The organism is Paractinoplanes bogorensis, from assembly GCF_018829635.1.
Lineage (GTDB): Bacteria > Actinomycetota > Actinomycetes > Mycobacteriales > Micromonosporaceae > Actinoplanes > Actinoplanes bogorensis.
In genome coordinates this window covers 371,794-388,183 of sequence record NZ_JAHKKG010000011.1, presented here as the reverse complement: position 1 = coordinate 388,183, position 16,390 = coordinate 371,794, and the positions used below count along the sequence as shown (strand labels likewise).

Genomic DNA, 16,390 nt, shown 5'->3' with positions numbered 1-16,390 from the left:
TACCCGCGCAGGGGCCGCCCTAGACTTCTCGGTCATGCTCACGATGCAGGACGCACTGGCCCGGTTGACCGCGTACTGGACGGCGCAGGGGTGCCTGACCGTCCAGCCGATGAACACCGAGGTCGGCGCGGGGACGCTCAACCCGGCGACCTTCCTGCGCGTGCTGGGTCCCGAGCCCTGGCGGGTCGTCTACGTCGAGCCCTCGGTGCGACCCGACGACTCCCGCTACGGCGAGAACCCGAACCGCCTGCAGACCCACACCCAGGTGCAGGTGATCCTCAAGCCCGACCCGGGCAACGCGCAGGAGCTCTACCTGGGCAGCCTGTCCGCGCTGGGCATCGACGTCAACGCCCACGACGTGCGTTTCGTCGAGGACAACTGGGCCTCCCCGGCCCTCGGCGCCTGGGGACTGGGCTGGGAGGTGTGGCTCGACGGCCTCGAGATCACCCAGTTCACCTACTTCCAGCAGGCCGGCGGGCTCAACCTGGAGCCGGTGTCGGTCGAGATCACCTACGGCATCGAGCGCATCCTGATGGCGCTGCAGGAAAAGACCCACTTCAAGGACATCGAGTACGCCAAGGGGGTCTCGTACGGGGAGGTCTTCGGCCAGAGCGAGTACGAGATGTCCCGCTACTACCTGGACGACGCCGACGTCGCGGCCAACCGGCAGCTGCTCGAGATCTATGCGGGCGAGGCGCAGCGGCTGATCGACGCCGGGCTGCCGGTGCCCGCGCACACGTACGTGCTGAAGTGTTCGCAGGCGTTCAACGTGCTCGACTCACGTGGCGCGGTGTCGACCGCCGACCGGGCGGCCGAGTTCGGCCGGATGCGGCGCCTGGCCGGGGAGGTGGCCAAGCTGTGGGTCGCCCGCCGGGACGAACTGGGGCACCCGCTCGGACTCGTGTCGCCGCTCGCTCCCGCCTCTGCGGTTGCGGCGCCTGGTCCGCGTACGGGAAACCGGGCCTTGATCTTCGAGATCGGCACCGAGGAGTTGCCGCCGTCCGAGGCTCGGGCTGCTCGTGAATACGTGCAGCGGGCGTTGACCGAGGGCCTGGGCAGCACCCGCCTCGACCATGACGAGGTGCGGGTGTTCGCCACTCCGCGGCGGCTGATCGCGCTGGTGTCGTCGGTTGCTGCCGCCGAAGCCGACCACGTCCGGCAGGTCAAGGGGCCCAAGGTCGGCGCCCCCGAGCAGGCCGTTGCCGGATTTGCCAGGAGCCAGGGCGTCTCTCCGGACAACTTGGGCACCGCGATTTATGGGAACGCCGAGCATCATGTGGTCGAGAAGCCCGAGACCGGTGGCGCGGCGGCCGAGGTGCTCGCCCCCGTACTGGCGAAGGTCGTGACCGGTCTGCGCGCGGCCAAGAACATGCGCTGGAACGACCCGCAGCTCTCCTACAGCCGCCCGATCCGCTGGCTGACCGCGCTGTGGGGCGACGACGTGGTGCCGGTCGCGGTCGGTGTGCTGGCGGCCGGCCGCGAGACTCGGCTGCTGCGCACCTCGCCCGAACCGGTGGTGGAGATCGCGTCGGCCGAGGTCTTCATGGAGACGCTGGCCCTGGCCGGCATCGTGGCCGACGCCGAGGACCGGCACGACCTGATCGTGACCGGCGCCCAGGATGAGGTCTATCCGGACGGCCGCATCGACGTGGCCGGCGAGGCCGCCCTGATCGAGCAGATCAGCTACCTGGTCGAGGCGCCGACGCCGCTGCTCGGCACGTTCGACGAGAGCTACCTGTCCCTGCCCGAGGCCGTGCTGACCACGGTGATGCGCAAACACCAGAGATATCTTCCCGTACGCGATGCCGACGGCGACCTGCTTCCCATGTTCGTCACGGTGGCCAACGGCCCGGTCGACGTCGAACTGGTGCAGGCCGGCAACGAGGCCGTGCTGCGTGCCCGGTACGAGGACGCGGCGTTCTTCTACCGCGCCGACCGCGCCACGGCTCCGTCCGACATGAGGGAACGCCTGTCCCGCCTGACGTTCACCGACAAGCTGGGCTCGATGGCCGACCGGGCCGACCGGATCGGCGCGCTGGCGCTGGCCCTGGCCGACTCGCTCGGCCTGTCCTCGGCCACGCTGGGCCGCGCCGCCCGTCTGGTCAAGTTCGACCTCGGCTCGCAACTGGTCACCGAGATGACCAGCCTGGCCGGCGTGATGGCCGGCGACTACGCCCTGCACGCGGGCGAGCCGCGCGACGTCGCCCAGGCCGTCTACGAGACCGAGCTCCCCCGCAGCACCGGCGACGCCGTACCGTTCTCGATCCCCGGCGCGCTGCTCTCGCTGGCCGACCGCCTCGACCTGGTGGCCGGCCTGGCCGCCACGGTCGGCCTGCCCACGGGCAGCAGCGATCCTTTCGCCGTACGCCGGGCCGTGCTGGGCCTGCTGTCGGTGCACCGCGCCCACCCCGCCCTGTCGGCCTTGTCCCTGACCGACGCCTTGCGCGCGGCCGCGGCTCAGCAGCCCGTCCCGGTCTCGCCGGACGTCCTGGAGGCCGCGGGCGACTTCCTGGCGCGCCGCCTGGAACAGGTGCTGACCGAGGAGGGCAAGCCGGTCGACCGCGTCCGGGCCGCCATCATCCACTACGCCCGCCCGTCAGTCGTCGACGCCCAGCTGGCGCAGCTGGCGACCCTGGTCGGCAATCCGGACTTCGTGGCCGTGGCCGCCGCCATTCAGCGGGCCCGCCGCATCGTCCCGGCCGGCACCCTGGCCGGTTACGAGCCTTCGGCGTTGGTCGAGCCGGCCGAGATCGCCCTGCACGAGGCGGTGGGCAACGTGAAGCTCGGCTTCGGCACCGACCTGGCCGCCTTCACGGCCGCCGTGGAACCGCTGGTCGAGCCCCTGACCCGCTTCTTCGACGAGGTGTTCGTGATGGCCGAGGACGAGTCGCTGCGCGCGGCCCGCTTGGGTTTGCTGGCGACGGTGCGCGATCTGGGCGAGGGCCTGCTGGACTGGCCGGAGCTGCGCCTGTAGCCGCTGTTCCGCGGACGCCGGATGATCCATTCCGCGACCGCGGCGTTGATGGCCCAGCCGAGCAGCATGCCGATCGCGCGGACGGTCACGCTCGGCTGCGCGCCTTCGACAGCGGTCAGCGGACCGAGCGTGAACACCTGCGTCCCGGCCCCCAGGGCCAGGGCATACGCGCGGATCATCCAGGCCCGGTGCCGCCGGATGTCGCGTCGGCGGATGGCGATGACGGCGACCACCAGCCCGTACGCCATCAGGGTCGAAACGACGATTCGCGCGACGTTGACCACGATGCCGTCATTGTCCGGCAGGTCGGAGAAGAGGGTCATCCAGGCGCCGCTCAGGGCCACGGCCAGGCCGGCCACCACGATGACCCGGCCGGCCCGGCGATGCCAGGCGCGGTGCCGGCGCCGAAACTCGGCGGAGAACTGGAAAGCGCCGACCAGGCTGTAGATCAGCGCCCCGATGATGTGCACCACCACCGGCGCGGGCATGTCGGCGAAACGGGCCGGCGCATCGCCGGACGCCAGAGAACCGAGGCGGACGGCGCCCGCCAGAGAAGGAACCAGGGACAGGGCGATCAGCCCGGCCGGTACGAGCTTCGACATGCCCGGAATCGTCGCCGCCGGAGCCGGGTCCGATCATCGGCATCGAGGCCGCGGACGAGCCGTACCAAAGTACTAGCGGGCCAGATACATCCGGAGCAGGTGGTCGCCCTCGTTGTCGTACTGGGCCTGCATCACGAACCAGGGGAACACCCACTCGTCGGCCGCGCCGCCGTGGCCCATGCGGTTGGGGTCGGTGCTCTGCGTCGGCCGGCCCAGGGCCGCCCACAGGCTGTTACGCCGGGCGATGGTGCCGCCGCGGCCGGGGATCGCGCCGCGGTAGGGCTGGAACCCCGCGTCGCCGTGGAAGTGCAGCACCACCCAGGTGACCCGGTCGTACTCGTCGACGGCGACCTCGACGCCGAACTCCCGGGACTCGTAGGTGCGTGCACCCTGGGTCGCCATCAGGCCATATTCACGGCTGACGGCGAGGGCTTGGCCTTCGAGCAGATTCTGCCCGAGCAGCTGGGTCAGGTCGCTTCGCGGGACGACGTTCGGCTGCATCTTGCACCCCTTCAGAGCGCTACCGCCGGTGACACTAAGCCAGCAGGGTTAACGCTGTGTGAACCCGCCGACGCTTTTCGCGTCGTTTCCCCGGCCGCCACGTCAAGGTCGCCTCGCGGTCTATCGAGTCGCATCGACTTCTCACCGGGACCACCGGCGAGGGACGCCGGCGACGAGTCCCGTGGAGGATCTCGTGGCCGACCGACGTCAGGTGCTGCGCATGGGAGCGGTCGCCGCGGCCGCCCCGGCGCTGGCCGGAACGATTGCCGCCCCGGCCGAAGCCACCCGCCGGAAGGACTCCGAGGTGTTCGGCCACCGCGGCGCCTCCGGTTACCGGCCCGAGCACACGCTCGCCTCGTACGAGCTGGCCGCCCGGATGGGTGCCGACTACATGGAGCCCGACCTGGTCAGCACCAAGGACCACGTGCTGGTGTGCCGGCACGAGCCGGAGATCGGCGGCACCACCGACGTGGCCACCCGGCCCGAGTTCGCCGACCGCCGGAAGACGGTCTCGCTCGACGGGATCAGCGTCACCGGCTGGTTCACCGAGGACTTCACGCTGGCCGAACTGAAGACCCTGCGCGCGATCGAGCGGCTCCCCGCCGTACGGCAGGAGAACACGCTCTACGACGGCCTGTTCGAGGTGCCGACCTTCCAGGAGATGCTCGACCTGCGGGCCAAGCTGTCCAAGGAACTGGGCCGCGACCTCGGTGTCATCCCCGAGACCAAGCACCCCACGTACTTCCGCAACCTCGGGCTCGAGCTCGAGACCCCGCTCGTGCAGACCCTGCGCCGCAACCGCCTGGACAAGCGGGGCGCCAAGGTGTGGATCCAGTCGTTCGAGGCGGCCAACCTCAAGGTGCTCCACCAGCAGTACCGGGTGCAGGTCAACCTGGTGTTCCTGACGAGCGCGGCGGGCAGCCCGTTCAACGACACGAAGACGTACGCGCAATATCTGACCCCGGCCGGGCTCAAGGAGCTCTCGCAGTACGTGGACGGCATCGGCCCGGAGAAGAACCAGATCATCCCGCGCAACGCCGACGCCACCCTGGGCACGCCGACGTCGCTGGTCAAGGACGCGCACGCGGCCGGCGTCAAGGTCATCCCGTACACGTTCCGGGCCGAGAACCAGTTCCTGCCGGCCGAGCTGCGGGTCGGCACCAACCCGAACGACTACGGCAAGGCGATCGACGAGCAGATCACCTTCCTCCGCACCGGCATCGACGGCCTGTTCACCGACCAGCCCGACATCGGCGTCCTGGCCCGCAAGCTCGCCCACTGACGCGCTGAGGACATGTCCACGGGCCGGGTAGGGTCCGTGGACATGTCCGACGTGGTGCGCGCCGTGGTCACCGGGCTCGGGGACGTGCCGGCCGCGGTCGCCTCGCTCGGCCTGGCGCCGCGCCCGGTGCTGGTCGTGGTCGGCGGCGCCGCGGGCCTCGACGACGACCTGGCCACCCTGTTCACCACTCTGATCGCGCCCGCCGTCAACCGCCACGGCGCGATCGCGGTCGACGGCGGCACCGACGCGGGCGTGATGCGCCTGCTGGGCCGGGCCCGCGCCGCCGGTCCCCCGTTCCCGCTGGTCGGCGTGGCCGCCCGGGGCACGGTCACCTTCCCCGGTCACGCCAACGGCAATCCCGACGCGGCTCCCCTCGACCGCCACCATTCACACTTCGTGCTGACGCCCGGCGACACGTGGGGTGACGAGGCCCCTTACCTGGCCGCCGTGGCGACCACTCTGGCCGGTCCCCACCCGAGCGCAACCGTGCTGGTCAACGGCGGCGACATCGCGCTCACCGACACCGAGCACAGTCTCGCCCACCACCGCCCCGTGCTGGTTCTTTCCGGCACCGGCCGCTACGCGGACCGGATCGCGGCCGCCTCAACCCATCCGGCCTCGTGCCGCGACAACCGCTTGGCCGCCCTGGCAGCTTCCCCTCTCGTACGAGTCGTCGACGCCCACAACCGCACCAGCGTCGCCAGGCAACTCGACGAGCTGCTCGTCGCGAACCCGGCCTGACCCACAACCCGCCGTGGTTGGGCTTGCTCACGCTTTCGTCGAACAAGACCGGGAGGCGGAACGCGTCGTCCGGTCGGTTTCCGCATCACTCCTCAGGGCTCTCCCGCCGGGCGCCGCGGTGTGCCAGGTTGCCGGGAGACAACTGCCACGAGAGGGACCGCATGCGGGTCGAGTGGGAATGGGTCGACGACGTCGACGGGGAACTGGCCGAGGCGGCGGCGCGGATCGTCCGCGACGCGCTGACCGACTGAGAAGCCACCGTGGACAAGGCCGCACGACTCGACCCGGGCCAGTCGGTCGCCCTGCTCATCGGGGTGGCCGACTGCCTCCGCTCGGACTACCCGCGGGTCGGCGCCGCCCACGAGAACGTCCGGCGCATGGCCGCCGAACTCGGCGCCGAAGACCTGTGGGGCGTGGCCGCACCGACCCGGCTCTATCAGCTGTTCGACCCCGACCGGGCAACCGTGCTGCGTGCGGTCGCCGACGTCGCCAAGCTGGTCGGCCGCCAGGGCGCTCTTCTGGTCTACTTCGTCGGTTACGCCGAGCCGGTCGGGACGGAACTCTGTCTGGCGACCCGCGACACCGAACGCGCCAATCCCCGGGCGACCGGCGTGAGCGTGACGGACCTCGTCGCCGCGGCCGGCGGTTCCCGGGCCGACAAGCGCATGCTCGTGCTCGACTGCTGCCACTCGGACCGCGCCGCCTCCGCCCTGCCCGGCGTCTCGGTCAAGGTCGACGAGGCGGCGGGCTGGTACTTCGCCGGTGCCGCCGACGCCGGAAGCGAGGCCCCGGCGGACGGCGAGACGACTTCGTTCACCGCCGCCCTGCTCGAGGCAATGCGTGGCTCGGTCGACGGCGACGAGCGCCTCACGCCGGCTGACGTCACCCGCGAGGCCGGTGCCCGCCTGCCCGCCGGCCACCAGCCGGTGCACAACGACATCGCCTGGGCCGGCCAGGTTCCGTGGCTGAACAATCGGCAGTACGTCCCCCGCCCCCGCGTGCCGGTGGTCCTGTCCGGCGGCGATGAGGGCATTCCCCGCCCGCCGAGGTTGTACGCCGAGCCGCACTACATCGGCTCCCACGAGTTCGTCGGCCGCCAGGCCCAGCTGGAGACCCTGGACGACTGGGCCACTCCGGCCCAGCCCCACCCGATCCTGCTGTTCGAGGCGATCGGCGGCACCGGCAAGAGCATGCTGACCTGGCAGTGGCTCACCCAAAACACCAGCGACCGATGGGCCGGCCGCTTCTGGTACTCGTTCTATGAGAAGGGCGCCCTGATGGGCGACTTCTGCCGCCGCGCCCTGGCCTATATGACCGGCCGGCCACCGGCCGGCTTCGCTGACCTGCCCCAGACGAAACTGACCGAGCAGTTGCTCCACCAGCTGCACTCCCGGCCGTGGTTGCTCGTCCTGGACGGTCTCGAACGCGTGCTCGTCTCCTACCACCGCTTCGACGCCAGCCAGATGCCCGACGAGATGGCCGGCCGCACCGACGAAATGGGCAGCCGAGACCCGTGCAGCGCAATCCGCCCGCTGGACGACGAACTGTTACGCCAGCTGGCCGCAGCCTCACCGTCCAAGGTGCTGATCACGTCGCGCCTGACCCCACGGATCATGCTGAACTCGGCCAGCCAGCCCATCCCGGGCGTGCTGGTCGAGCGCCTGTCCGGCTTCCGTCCCCAGGACGCCGAGGAACTCTTGCGCTCCTGCGGAGTCCGCGGCGATTCCTCGCAGATGCAGACATTCCTGCAACGCCACTGCGACTGCCACCCTCTGGTAACCGGCGTCGTGGCCGGCCTGATCGCCGAGTACCTGCCCGATCGCGGCAACTTCGACCGGTGGGCCGCCGACCCGGAACACGGCGGTCGCCTGGACGTAGGCGACCTGGATCTGGTCCAGAAACGGAACCACATCCTCGAAGCGGCGATCCGGGAGTTGCCTTCCGAGAGCTGGCAGCTACTGGCCGCGATCGCGCTACTTCCCGGGGCAGCTGATCACGCCACCCTCGAAGCGCTCAATCCTCATCGTTCACCACCACCCGCACGAATTGCGGAGCCGATCAAGCCCGAAAAGACGCCCTCGGAGGAGGAGAACTCCGCGATCGCACGGGCTTATCAAACTATCTACCTGAACGCCCGTGCCCGATGGCAGCGATACGAACAGCTCTACGCCGAGTGGGAGTCGTCAGCCGAATCGAGGTCGGCGTCAGCGAACCTGGCACAAACGGTCAGTGGCCTCGAACGCCGAGGCTTGTTGCAGTACGACCGCCAGATCGGCCGCTGGGATCTGCACCCTGTCGTACGGGCGATCGGAAATTCTCGGCTCGCCGGCGGTGATCGCGGCCGGCTCGGCCAGCAGATCATTGATCATTTCTCACAACGGATACCGGACTCGTTAGCCGACGCGGAGTCTCTCGAAGATCTACGAACGGCACTGACGGTTGTCAGTACGCTGATTCAGCTCGATCGGCTGAACGATGCGTGCGAAGCGCTCTCGACCGATATAACCACCATTCTTCTGTACAACCTGGAGGCCTATCCCGAATACTGCGCGGTCGTGCGCCCCTTATTCAAACCAGACTGGTCCGCACCCATCGAAGGCGTTCAACAGGCCTTCGGGCTGTGTGTGGATTCATCCATCGCCTTGTCGGGCCTCGGCCTCCATTCCGAAGCTGCACAGCTCTCCCGCCTGGCCCTTCGGGACGCCTTGTCGCAAAAGGATCCGGTTGGGCTCAGAAACGCGCTTCACAACCTAGCGATCGACATGTCGGATCTGCATCATCTGGCGCTCGGGGAACGCTGTTGTGCCATGAGCCTGGCGCTGGCCGAGATGACAGGCGATCGAGAAGCGCTTCTGATCGCCAGAGTATTGAGGATGGGGTACTTTGCCCACCTCGGCCAGTGGTCGGAGGCGGAAAAGATATGGATCACCATCGAGTCGATGGACCTCAGAACCCGTCTCGATCAGTACAGATTGGGCAACGCCGAACTGAGCTATCTGGCCCGAGTCAAGTTTCCTGCCGGTCGAGCAACCTCCGCCGACTTCTCGGTGATCGAAGATCTCGCTCGATCTGATCGGAACCGTTCCGCGCTGCGAAGCGCGATCATGTATCGGGGCGAGTGGCGCCTTCACCGAGGCGAGCCGGCCGAAAGTGTCGCGGCGTTGCAGGAAGCCTTACGAATGGCCAATGAGGTTGGGGTTCAAGATCTCCATGGAGAGGCTTTGCTAGCGCTGGCGCTTCTACGATCGGGGCAGGGATCGCAAGACGCCGCTCACGAATCAGCCCTGCGCCTGTCCGCTCAGGTTTGCCCGCCCGATCTGCCGCTCGCTCACCTGTGGAGGGCTCTCGGCGAGAGGGCGCGAGCGGTGGCCCACGCTCGCTCCGCATATGTAGTCGCGTGGGGCGACGGGGAGCCCTATGTGCATCGGACTCAACTCGACGAGGCCGCGCTTCTTATCCGTGAGCTCGGCGAACAGGTCCCGAGGCTGGCGCCCTACGACCCGCGTCGAACGCCGCCCGAGGATTGGGAACCGGAAGCGGCCGCCGTCCTCGCGACCTGTCGCACGGAGTACGAGCGCAGACGAGCGGCCGGCGAGAGCCCCGACAACCCGTGGGATCTACCGGCCGAGGGCGGGGGCCAGTAGCTCGAACGCCTGGTCGGTCAGCTGCTGCGGGTCCAAGTCGCCGTTGCTGGCGACCCAGCGCTGCAGCACCGCGTTGAATGCGGCGAAAGCCATCCGCACAGCCATGTCAGGGAACAGGTCCGCAGGGTCCAGACCTAGGCGGGTGGCCAGGACCGTGGTCATGTCGGGGGCCGAGGTGGACTGCCGTTCCAGGAAGCGGGCGTGCAGCGTCGGCGTGCGCAGGATCAACTGGATCACCGCCAGCAGCTTGACCCGGTCGTGGTGGCCGGCGCAGACGTCGATCGCCACGCCGACCGCCTGGCGCAGGGCCACCGCGGGCGGCTCGGACGGCGGGCGTGCGGCCAGCTCGGCTACCACCTGGTCGCCCACGTCGGCCAGCAGCTGGATGACCACGTCCTCCTTGGAGGCGTAGTAGCGGTGGAACGTGCGCCGGGACATGCCGGCCGCGGCGGCGATCTCGTCGACCGTGGTCTCGTCGTAGCCCTTGGCCGCCAGCAACTGCAACGCCACCTCGCGCAGCTCTTCGCTGACCAGTCGGCGTTTGCGTTCAGCGAGGGAGTCGGGCATGCCGCGATGGTACGGCATGACGCGGTTGACACAGTGTGTCACGCGCGGCAGCATGAGGCACATGGCACTTACCTATGTGGTCACGGGGGCCAACAGCGGGCTCGGTTTCGCCACCACCAAAGCGCTCACCGACCGCGGCGGGCACGTGGTCATGGGCGTACGGGATGAGAAGAAAGGGCGAGCGGCGCAAGCTCGCCTCGAAAAGGGCAGCAGCGAGGTCCGGGTCGTGGATCTGGCCGACCTGGAGAGCGTGCGCGCGTTCGCGGCCGGGATCGAGCGGGTCGACGTGCTGGTCAACAACGCGGGCGTGATGGCGCCGCCGCCGACGCTCAGCGCTCAGGGGTTCGAGGTGCAGTTCGCGGTCAACCACCTGGCCCACTTCGCGCTGACCGGGCTGCTGCTCGACCGCATCACCGACCGGGTCGTGACGGTCAGTTCGGTGCTGCACAGGAAGGGCCGCCTCCGGTTCGACGACCTGAACGCCGCGCGGGGCAACCAGGCGTACAACCAGTCGAAGCTGGCCAATGCCGTCTTCGGAATCGAGCTGGACCGGCGGCTCCGGGCCTCCGGCCAGAAAATCAGGAGCGTGCTCGCCCATCCGGGCTACGCCGTCACCAATCTGCAGGCGGGCGTGCAAGAAGGCCTCTACCGCACGCTTCTGCTGCGGCTGGGCAACCCGATCCTGGCCGTCCCGGCCGAGCAGGGCGCCCGCCCGACCGTGTTCGCCGCGACCGAGCCGGGCGTACAAGGCGGGCAGTTCATCGGGCCGAGCGGGCTGGGCGAGATGCGCGGCGCGCCGGGAGTGATCACACCGGCGCCGGCCGCGAGCGACCCGGAGAACGGGCGGCGGCTGTGGGCCGTGTCGGAGGAGATGACCGGCGTGCGGCCGGGTCTCGGGGACCCGGCCGCACGATAGGAATGCCGGTCAGTCGGTCGGCGGGTCGGCCAGGGGCCAGCCGCCGGCCGCGAGGTGGGCCGAGACGCGGACCACGTCTTCGGGCGTGGCCTCCTGCAGCATCGAGTCGCTGATCATCGCCTCGATGTCCTGGGCCGAGATCGGGTCGTCGAACTGCTGCGACTGCTGGGCGAGGTCGGCCGCGATCTTGCGGATCTCCTCCTCGGTCAGCTTACGGCGCAGCAGGCCGAGCAGCGCCACGTAGTCCTGCCGCGGCACACCGGCCGGATATCCGGCCCGCAACCAGCCGACCGTACGGCTGAGGAAGTTGGAGCGGTCTTCCGCCATGTCGTCAGCCCCCGCTCACTTGTCGATGATCGTCGGGTAGATGTGCTCGAAGCTCAGCGCCTTGCCGAAGCCGCTGGCCACGATGAACGTGATGCCCAGCAGCACGCCGAGGATGACGACGGCGAAGAGCACGTAGCCGAGGACCGTGCCGGCCGGGTTGGGCCGGGCGTGGTCCACCTCGGCGTCGCCGCCGGCGCCCCAGGCGAGCGAGCGGATGCCGAGCGCGAACAGGGCGGGCAGACCGGCACCGAGGATCAGGCTGGCCGCGAGAACCTTCCAGGCCCCCTCGAGGGCGAATCCGAGGTTGCTGTTCACGAGGACACCTTTCCGGCAGGCACGGGCTCGGCGGGAGCTTCGGCCGAGTCCCACTCGTCGTTGACGTTGTTGTGGTCGATCGGCGTCTTACGCGAGTGCCAGTACATGTAGCCGGCCGCCGCGAGCAGCAGCGCGAAGACGACCAGCGCGCCGGCCAGGCCGCCGCCGAGCAGATGCCCGATGTACCACATGATCGCGCCGACCACCGCGGCCGACGGCAGCGTGATCAGCCAGGCCGCCACCATGCGGCCGGCCACCCGCCAGCGCACCTGGGCACCGGGCTTGCCGACGCCGGAGCCGAGGATCGAGCCGGTCGCCACGTGCGTGGTCGACAGCGCGAAGCCGAGGTGGCTGGAGGCGAGGATGACCGCGGCCGAGGCCGACTCGGCGGCCATGCCCTGCGGGGGCGCGATCTCGACCAGGCCCTTGCCGAGCGTACGGATGATCCGCCACCCGCCCAGGTAGGTGCCCAGCGCGATGGCCAGCGCACAGGCCGCCTTCACCCAGAACGGGATGTTCTTGGTGTCGGTCCAGTCGCCGGTGGCGATCAGCGCGAGGGTGATGACGCCCATCGTCTTCTGCGCGTCGTTGGTGCCGTGCGCGAGCGAGACGAGTGAGGCGCTGCCGATCTGGCCCCAGCGGAACCCGTTGTCGGTGAAGCGCTGGGCCACGCCGACCGTGATCTTGTAGATGATCCAGGTGCCGAGCGCGGCCACGATGCCCGCGATCACCGGGGACATCAGGGCCGGGAGGATCACCTTGCCGACCACGCCGTCGAGCTTGGATCCGTTGCCGTTCCAGTTGACGCCGGCCCAGCCCAGGCCGGCGATGGTGGCGCCGATCAGACCGCCGAACAGCGCGTGGGACGAACTGGAGGGCAGGCCGAGCAGCCACGTCAGGAGGTTCCAGACGATGCCGCCGATCAGGCCGGCCAGGACGATGAGGAGCAACGCCGAGCCACCGTCGGAGGTCAGTGACTCCTTGGGGGTGCCGTCCGAGTTCTGGATGCGGACGACCGCGTTGCTGACGGTCAGGGCGACCTCGACGGAGAGGAACGCGCCGATCAGGTTGAGGATGCCGGAGAGGGCCACGGCCACCTTTGGCCGCAACGCTCCTGTGGCGATGGACGTGGCCATCGCGTTCGCCGTGTCGTGGAACCCGTTGGTGAAGTCGAACCCGAGGGCCGTGATCACCACCAGGACCAGGATGACCGTTGTCTCTGTCACCCCGTCAGCCTCGCCCCGGCCACGGCTTGCTGAAAAGGGGCTGAGACCACGTACTTGATGTTCGTTGCCCGTTGGGCAAAGAAATACGCCGGGTTCACCGGAAGGCCAACCGGCGACACGTTTCGCCGACCGCCGGGCCATGGGTAAGAGTCGAGTGCGCAAACCGTACCCGAACATGCGTGAAGGCCGGGCCATCCGGCCCGGCCTTCACAGGGAACTGCCAGCTTAATTAGACGGTTGCAAAACCACGGTGGCGGTGCCCGTCTGGGCGGGGTCGCCGGAGTCCGTGTAGGACGCGACGAACACGCCGGTCAGGTTGCTGGCGCCGGCGTGACCGGCGTCCAGGAACGTGGTGATCGAGCCGGTGCAGCCGGACGCCGTGGACAGCGGGTGCCCGTGCTGGTCGTGCCCGAGGATGTAGGTCACGGTGACCTTCGAGCAGTCGACCGGCGCGTCGTCGGTCACCTTGATCTCGAAGTTGACCGTGTCACCGAAGGCGAACGGCTGACCCTCCTGCGGGGTGATGAACTCGACGACCGGGGCCGCCGTGCCGACCGGCAGGATGACCTCGGCCGAGGCGGACCGGCCGGTCGGGTCGGTCACCTTGAGCGTCGGGCGGTAGTTGCCGTTCTTGGTGAACGTGTAGGTCGGGTTGAGCGCGGTCGAGTCGACCCGGCCGTCACCGTTGAAGTCCCAGGCGTAGCGCAACGTGTCGCCGTCGGGGTCCGTGGTGCCGGCACTGGAGAACTTGACCGTCAGCGGAGCCTGACCCGAGGTCGGGGTGGCCGACACCTTCGGGATCGGGGTCCGGTTGCCGCGTACGAAGTCGATCCGGGCGAGCTGCGCGTCGGGGTTCTCCGCGAAGTAGCCGTCGCCGTACTCGAGCACGTAGAGCGCTCCGTCGGGGCCGAACTCCAGGTCCATCGGGTTGTCGACGACGATGTCGGGGACGACCGACTCGATCTTGGTGACCTGGTTCTGGCGGTTGAGCGTGAACGCCTTGATGTAGTCGCGGGTCCACTCAGCGAACAGCGGCTTCCCGTCGAACGACGCGGGCCACTTGACCTGCGACTTGTTGCTCTTGTCGAACTCGTACGCCGGGCCGCCCATCGGACCGATGCCGCCCGTGCCCAGCTCGGGGAACTGCGCGCTGGCGCCGTACCCGTAAATGATCTCGGGCTTCTCGACCGCCGGCAGGTTCTTGAGGCCGGTGTTGTTGGGCGACTCGTTGACCGGCTTGGCGCAGTTGAACGGCGCGCCGGAGGTGCCGGTGGCGAAGTCGTAGTCGACGTACGGCTGGTCGGGCGCCACGCAGTAGGGCCAGCCGTAGTTGGCCGGCTTGTCGATGGCCAGCCAGCGGCCCTGTCCGGCCGGCCCGCGGGCCGGGTTGGCGGCGTTGGCGTCGGGCGAGTAGTCGCCGACGTAGACCACGTCCGTCTTCGGGTCGACGGTGAACCGGAACGGGTTGCGCAGGCCCATCGCGTAGATCTCGGGACGGGTCTTGGCCGTGCCGACCTTGAACAGGTTGCCGGCCGGGATCGTGTAACTGCCGCGCTTGTCGACCTTGATGCGCAGGACCTTGCCGCGCAGGTCGTTGGTGTTGGCCGCGGTGCGCTGAGCGTCGAAGACCGGGTTGCGGTTCGCACGCTCGTCGATCGGCGCGTAGCCGTCGGAGGAGAACGGGTTGCTGTCGTCACCGGTCGACAGGTAGAGGTTGCCCTTGCTGTCGAAGTCGATCTTGCCGCCGACGTGGCAGCACTGGCCCCGGTCGGTGGGCACCTGCATGATCTTCTGCTCGGTGTTCAGCTTCAGAGTGTTGCCCTGGAGCTTGTACCGGGACAGCTGCATGTGGCCCTTGAACTTGGCGAAGTCGGCCGCGGTGCCCTCGGTCGGCGCGTCGCCCTCGTTGACCTGGGGGGTGTTCGGGTCATCGGCGGGCGTGTCGAGCGGCGGCGAGTAGTAGACGTAGACCCACTTGTTCTGCTCGAAGTCGGGGTCGATGGCGATGCCCTGCACGCCCTCTTCGTCGTGCAGGTAGACCGGGATGGTCGCCGCGAGCACGTTGCGCCCGGTGGAGGGCTCGTGGATGCGGACCGCACCACCGCGGGCCGTGTGCAGCACGCGGTTGTCGGGCAGGACGGCCAGGGCGATCGGCTCGCCCGGGAAGTCGTTGAGGGTCACCTTCTGGAAGGCGGAGGACGGCGGCAGGGCGGCGCTCGGCTGCACGGGAGCCGAGGGAGCGGCCACGGCCACAGAGGGCGTCACGAGCAGCGCGACGCCGGCGGCGGCGAGAACGGGAAGGCGCCGCATCAGAAGCGCAGCCCGTCGAGGTAGTCGAAGGCCCGTTCGGCCGTGGTCAGCGCGTCGGCCGGGGTGCGCGGGGGCGATCCGGCGTCGTCACGTTCCACGATGTACTCGACGAGACCGGCCTCCTTCGCGTGCGAGAAGATCCGGCCGAAGTCGATCAGGCCGTCCCCCGCGTCGGCGAAGCTGGCGTTGATGTCCAGGTCCTTGACGTGGACCTGCTTGATCCGGCCCCGGTTCTCCTCGATCAGCGTGACCGGGTCGTGCGCGCCGCGGTAGGCCCAGAACAGGTCCACCTCGAAGTGCACGTACCGGTTGTCGGTCTCGTTGAACAGGATGTCCATGCCGGTGAGCTTGGTGCCGTTCTGCCGGAAGAACTCGGCGTGGTGGTTGTGGTAGCCGAACGACAGACCGGCCCGCTCGGCCAGTTTGCCGGCCTTGTTGAGGTCCTTCGCGAAGGCGCGGTAGACGGCGGCGTCGCGGATCGGCCCGTTCGCGCCCTGCCCGAAGAACGGGTGGACGATGAACTTGTTGCCGACGACGTTCGCGTCCTGGAGTGCCTTCTCCCAGGTGGTGGCGTCGAACGGCTGCGGGATCCCGACGTGGCCGGAGGTGGCCCGCAGACCGGCGTTGTTGAGGGCGGCCCGGAACTGAGCGGCGGTGCGGCCGACGAAGCCGGCGTGCTCGACCCGCTTGTAGCCGATGTCGGCCAGTTCCTTGAGGCTCGCCTCGAGGTCGATCTGCAGCTGGTTGCGCAGCGTGTAGAGCTGCACGCTGATCTGGTCCCGGGGCACCCGCCGGTTAGACGACTTCGAGCCGCCGGCGTGGGCGGCCCCCGGGACGGCGAGGGTGGCTGCGGCACCGGCAGCGGCGGCGGCACCGAGTAGTTGACGGCGGTTCAGTGACTGCGGCATTGCGGTCTCCTTCGAGCGACATCGTTCGATACATTACGCAGGTGTTTCGCTCGAAGGGAACCTAAGTTTCTCCAGAT

12 protein-coding genes and 1 pseudogene are annotated in these 16,390 nt (G+C 69.1%); 5 read left to right on the top strand and 8 right to left on the bottom strand.

Annotation, left to right across the window (positions count from 1 at the left end; all coding sequences use genetic code 11):
* Positions 1 to 34 precede the first annotated feature (34 nt).
* Entirely contained in the window at positions 35 to 2,974 is a 2,940-nt protein-coding gene (locus KOI35_RS33720; protein WP_215792736.1) for a glycine--tRNA ligase, read from the top strand.
* Positions 2,975 to 3,006: 32 nt separating this feature from the next.
* On the opposite strand, the pseudogene KOI35_RS33715 reads toward KOI35_RS33720, so the two are convergent.
* Together KOI35_RS33715 and KOI35_RS33710 are read right to left on the bottom strand one after the other, a co-directional pair.
* A pseudogene (locus tag KOI35_RS33715) lies at positions 3,007 to 3,462 on the bottom strand (DUF2306 domain-containing protein); the annotation flags it as partial.
* A 186-nt stretch (positions 3,463 to 3,648) separates the two neighbouring features.
* Entirely contained in the window at positions 3,649 to 4,077 is a 429-nt protein-coding gene (locus KOI35_RS33710) for a DUF6392 family protein (RefSeq protein ID WP_215792735.1), read from the bottom strand.
* A gap of 193 nt (positions 4,078 to 4,270) precedes the next feature.
* Between KOI35_RS33710 and KOI35_RS33705 the strand changes: the two genes are divergently transcribed.
* The 3 genes from KOI35_RS33705 (at position 4,271) to KOI35_RS33695 (ending at position 9,744) form a co-directional block, all read left to right on the top strand.
* Positions 4,271 to 5,359, top strand: coding sequence for a glycerophosphodiester phosphodiesterase (locus tag KOI35_RS33705; RefSeq protein ID WP_215792734.1), 1,089 nt, complete (start codon positions 4,271 to 4,273; stop codon positions 5,357 to 5,359).
* Between the two features lie 42 nt (positions 5,360 to 5,401).
* Positions 5,402 to 6,100, top strand: a complete 699-nt coding sequence (locus KOI35_RS33700) for a hypothetical protein (protein ID WP_215792733.1) — start codon at positions 5,402 to 5,404, stop codon at positions 6,098 to 6,100.
* A gap of 260 nt (positions 6,101 to 6,360) precedes the next feature.
* Positions 6,361 to 9,744 (top strand): hypothetical protein, encoded by a 3,384-nt coding sequence (locus tag KOI35_RS33695; protein WP_215792732.1) that lies wholly within the window; start codon positions 6,361 to 6,363, stop codon positions 9,742 to 9,744.
* Here the strand turns inward: KOI35_RS33695 and KOI35_RS33690 are convergent.
* On the bottom strand, positions 9,718 to 10,311 hold the full coding sequence (locus KOI35_RS33690) for a TetR family transcriptional regulator (protein ID WP_215792731.1): 594 nt from the start codon (positions 10,309 to 10,311) through the stop codon (positions 9,718 to 9,720). The two genes, KOI35_RS33695 and KOI35_RS33690, sit on opposite strands and share 27 nt — an antisense overlap.
* A gap of 61 nt (positions 10,312 to 10,372) precedes the next feature.
* On the opposite strand from KOI35_RS33690, the gene KOI35_RS33685 reads away from it, so the two are divergent.
* On the top strand, positions 10,373 to 11,227 hold the full coding sequence (locus KOI35_RS33685) for an oxidoreductase (RefSeq protein ID WP_246614160.1): 855 nt from the start codon (positions 10,373 to 10,375) through the stop codon (positions 11,225 to 11,227).
* 9 nt (positions 11,228 to 11,236) lie between these two features.
* Here KOI35_RS33685 and KOI35_RS33680 read toward each other — a convergent pair whose 3' ends face one another.
* The 5 genes from KOI35_RS33680 to KOI35_RS33660 form a co-directional block, all read right to left on the bottom strand.
* Entirely contained in the window at positions 11,237 to 11,554 is a 318-nt protein-coding gene (locus KOI35_RS33680; protein ID WP_215792729.1) for a DUF3349 domain-containing protein, read from the bottom strand.
* Between the two features lie 15 nt (positions 11,555 to 11,569).
* Positions 11,570 to 11,869: a hypothetical protein gene (locus tag KOI35_RS33675; RefSeq protein WP_215792728.1), complete on the bottom strand. Its 300-nt coding sequence runs from the start codon at positions 11,867 to 11,869 to the stop codon at positions 11,570 to 11,572.
* Entirely contained in the window at positions 11,866 to 13,095 is a 1,230-nt protein-coding gene (locus KOI35_RS33670; RefSeq protein ID WP_308121265.1) for an inorganic phosphate transporter, read from the bottom strand. The genes KOI35_RS33675 and KOI35_RS33670 overlap by 4 nt, the downstream gene beginning before the upstream one ends.
* 225 nt (positions 13,096 to 13,320) lie before the next feature.
* The gene (locus KOI35_RS33665; RefSeq protein WP_246614159.1) at positions 13,321 to 15,405 is read right to left on the bottom strand and encodes a PQQ-dependent sugar dehydrogenase; all 2,085 of its coding nucleotides are present in this window, start codon (positions 15,403 to 15,405) and stop codon (positions 13,321 to 13,323) included.
* Positions 15,405 to 16,313: a sugar phosphate isomerase/epimerase family protein gene (locus tag KOI35_RS33660; protein ID WP_215792726.1), complete on the bottom strand. Its 909-nt coding sequence runs from the start codon at positions 16,311 to 16,313 to the stop codon at positions 15,405 to 15,407. The genes KOI35_RS33665 and KOI35_RS33660 overlap by 1 nt, the downstream gene beginning before the upstream one ends.
* Positions 16,314 to 16,390 lie beyond the last annotated feature (77 nt).

Excerpts from the sequence above, each read along its gene's own strand:
- KOI35_RS33720 (WP_215792736.1), top strand. The coding sequence starts at position 35 with ATGCTCACGATGCAGGACGCACTGGCCCGGTTGACCGCGTACTGGACG.
- KOI35_RS33710 (WP_215792735.1), bottom strand. The coding sequence starts at position 4,077 with ATGCAGCCGAACGTCGTCCCGCGAAGCGACCTGACCCAGCTGCTCGGG.
- KOI35_RS33700 (WP_215792733.1), top strand. The coding sequence starts at position 5,402 with ATGTCCGACGTGGTGCGCGCCGTGGTCACCGGGCTCGGGGACGTGCCG.
- KOI35_RS33690 (WP_215792731.1), bottom strand. The coding sequence starts at position 10,311 with ATGCCCGACTCCCTCGCTGAACGCAAACGCCGACTGGTCAGCGAAGAG.
- KOI35_RS33685 (WP_246614160.1), top strand. The coding sequence starts at position 10,373 with ATGGCACTTACCTATGTGGTCACGGGGGCCAACAGCGGGCTCGGTTTC.
- KOI35_RS33680 (WP_215792729.1), bottom strand. The coding sequence starts at position 11,554 with ATGGCGGAAGACCGCTCCAACTTCCTCAGCCGTACGGTCGGCTGGTTG.
- KOI35_RS33665 (WP_246614159.1), bottom strand. The coding sequence starts at position 15,405 with ATGCGGCGCCTTCCCGTTCTCGCCGCCGCCGGCGTCGCGCTGCTCGTG.
- KOI35_RS33660 (WP_215792726.1), bottom strand. The coding sequence starts at position 16,313 with ATGCCGCAGTCACTGAACCGCCGTCAACTACTCGGTGCCGCCGCCGCT.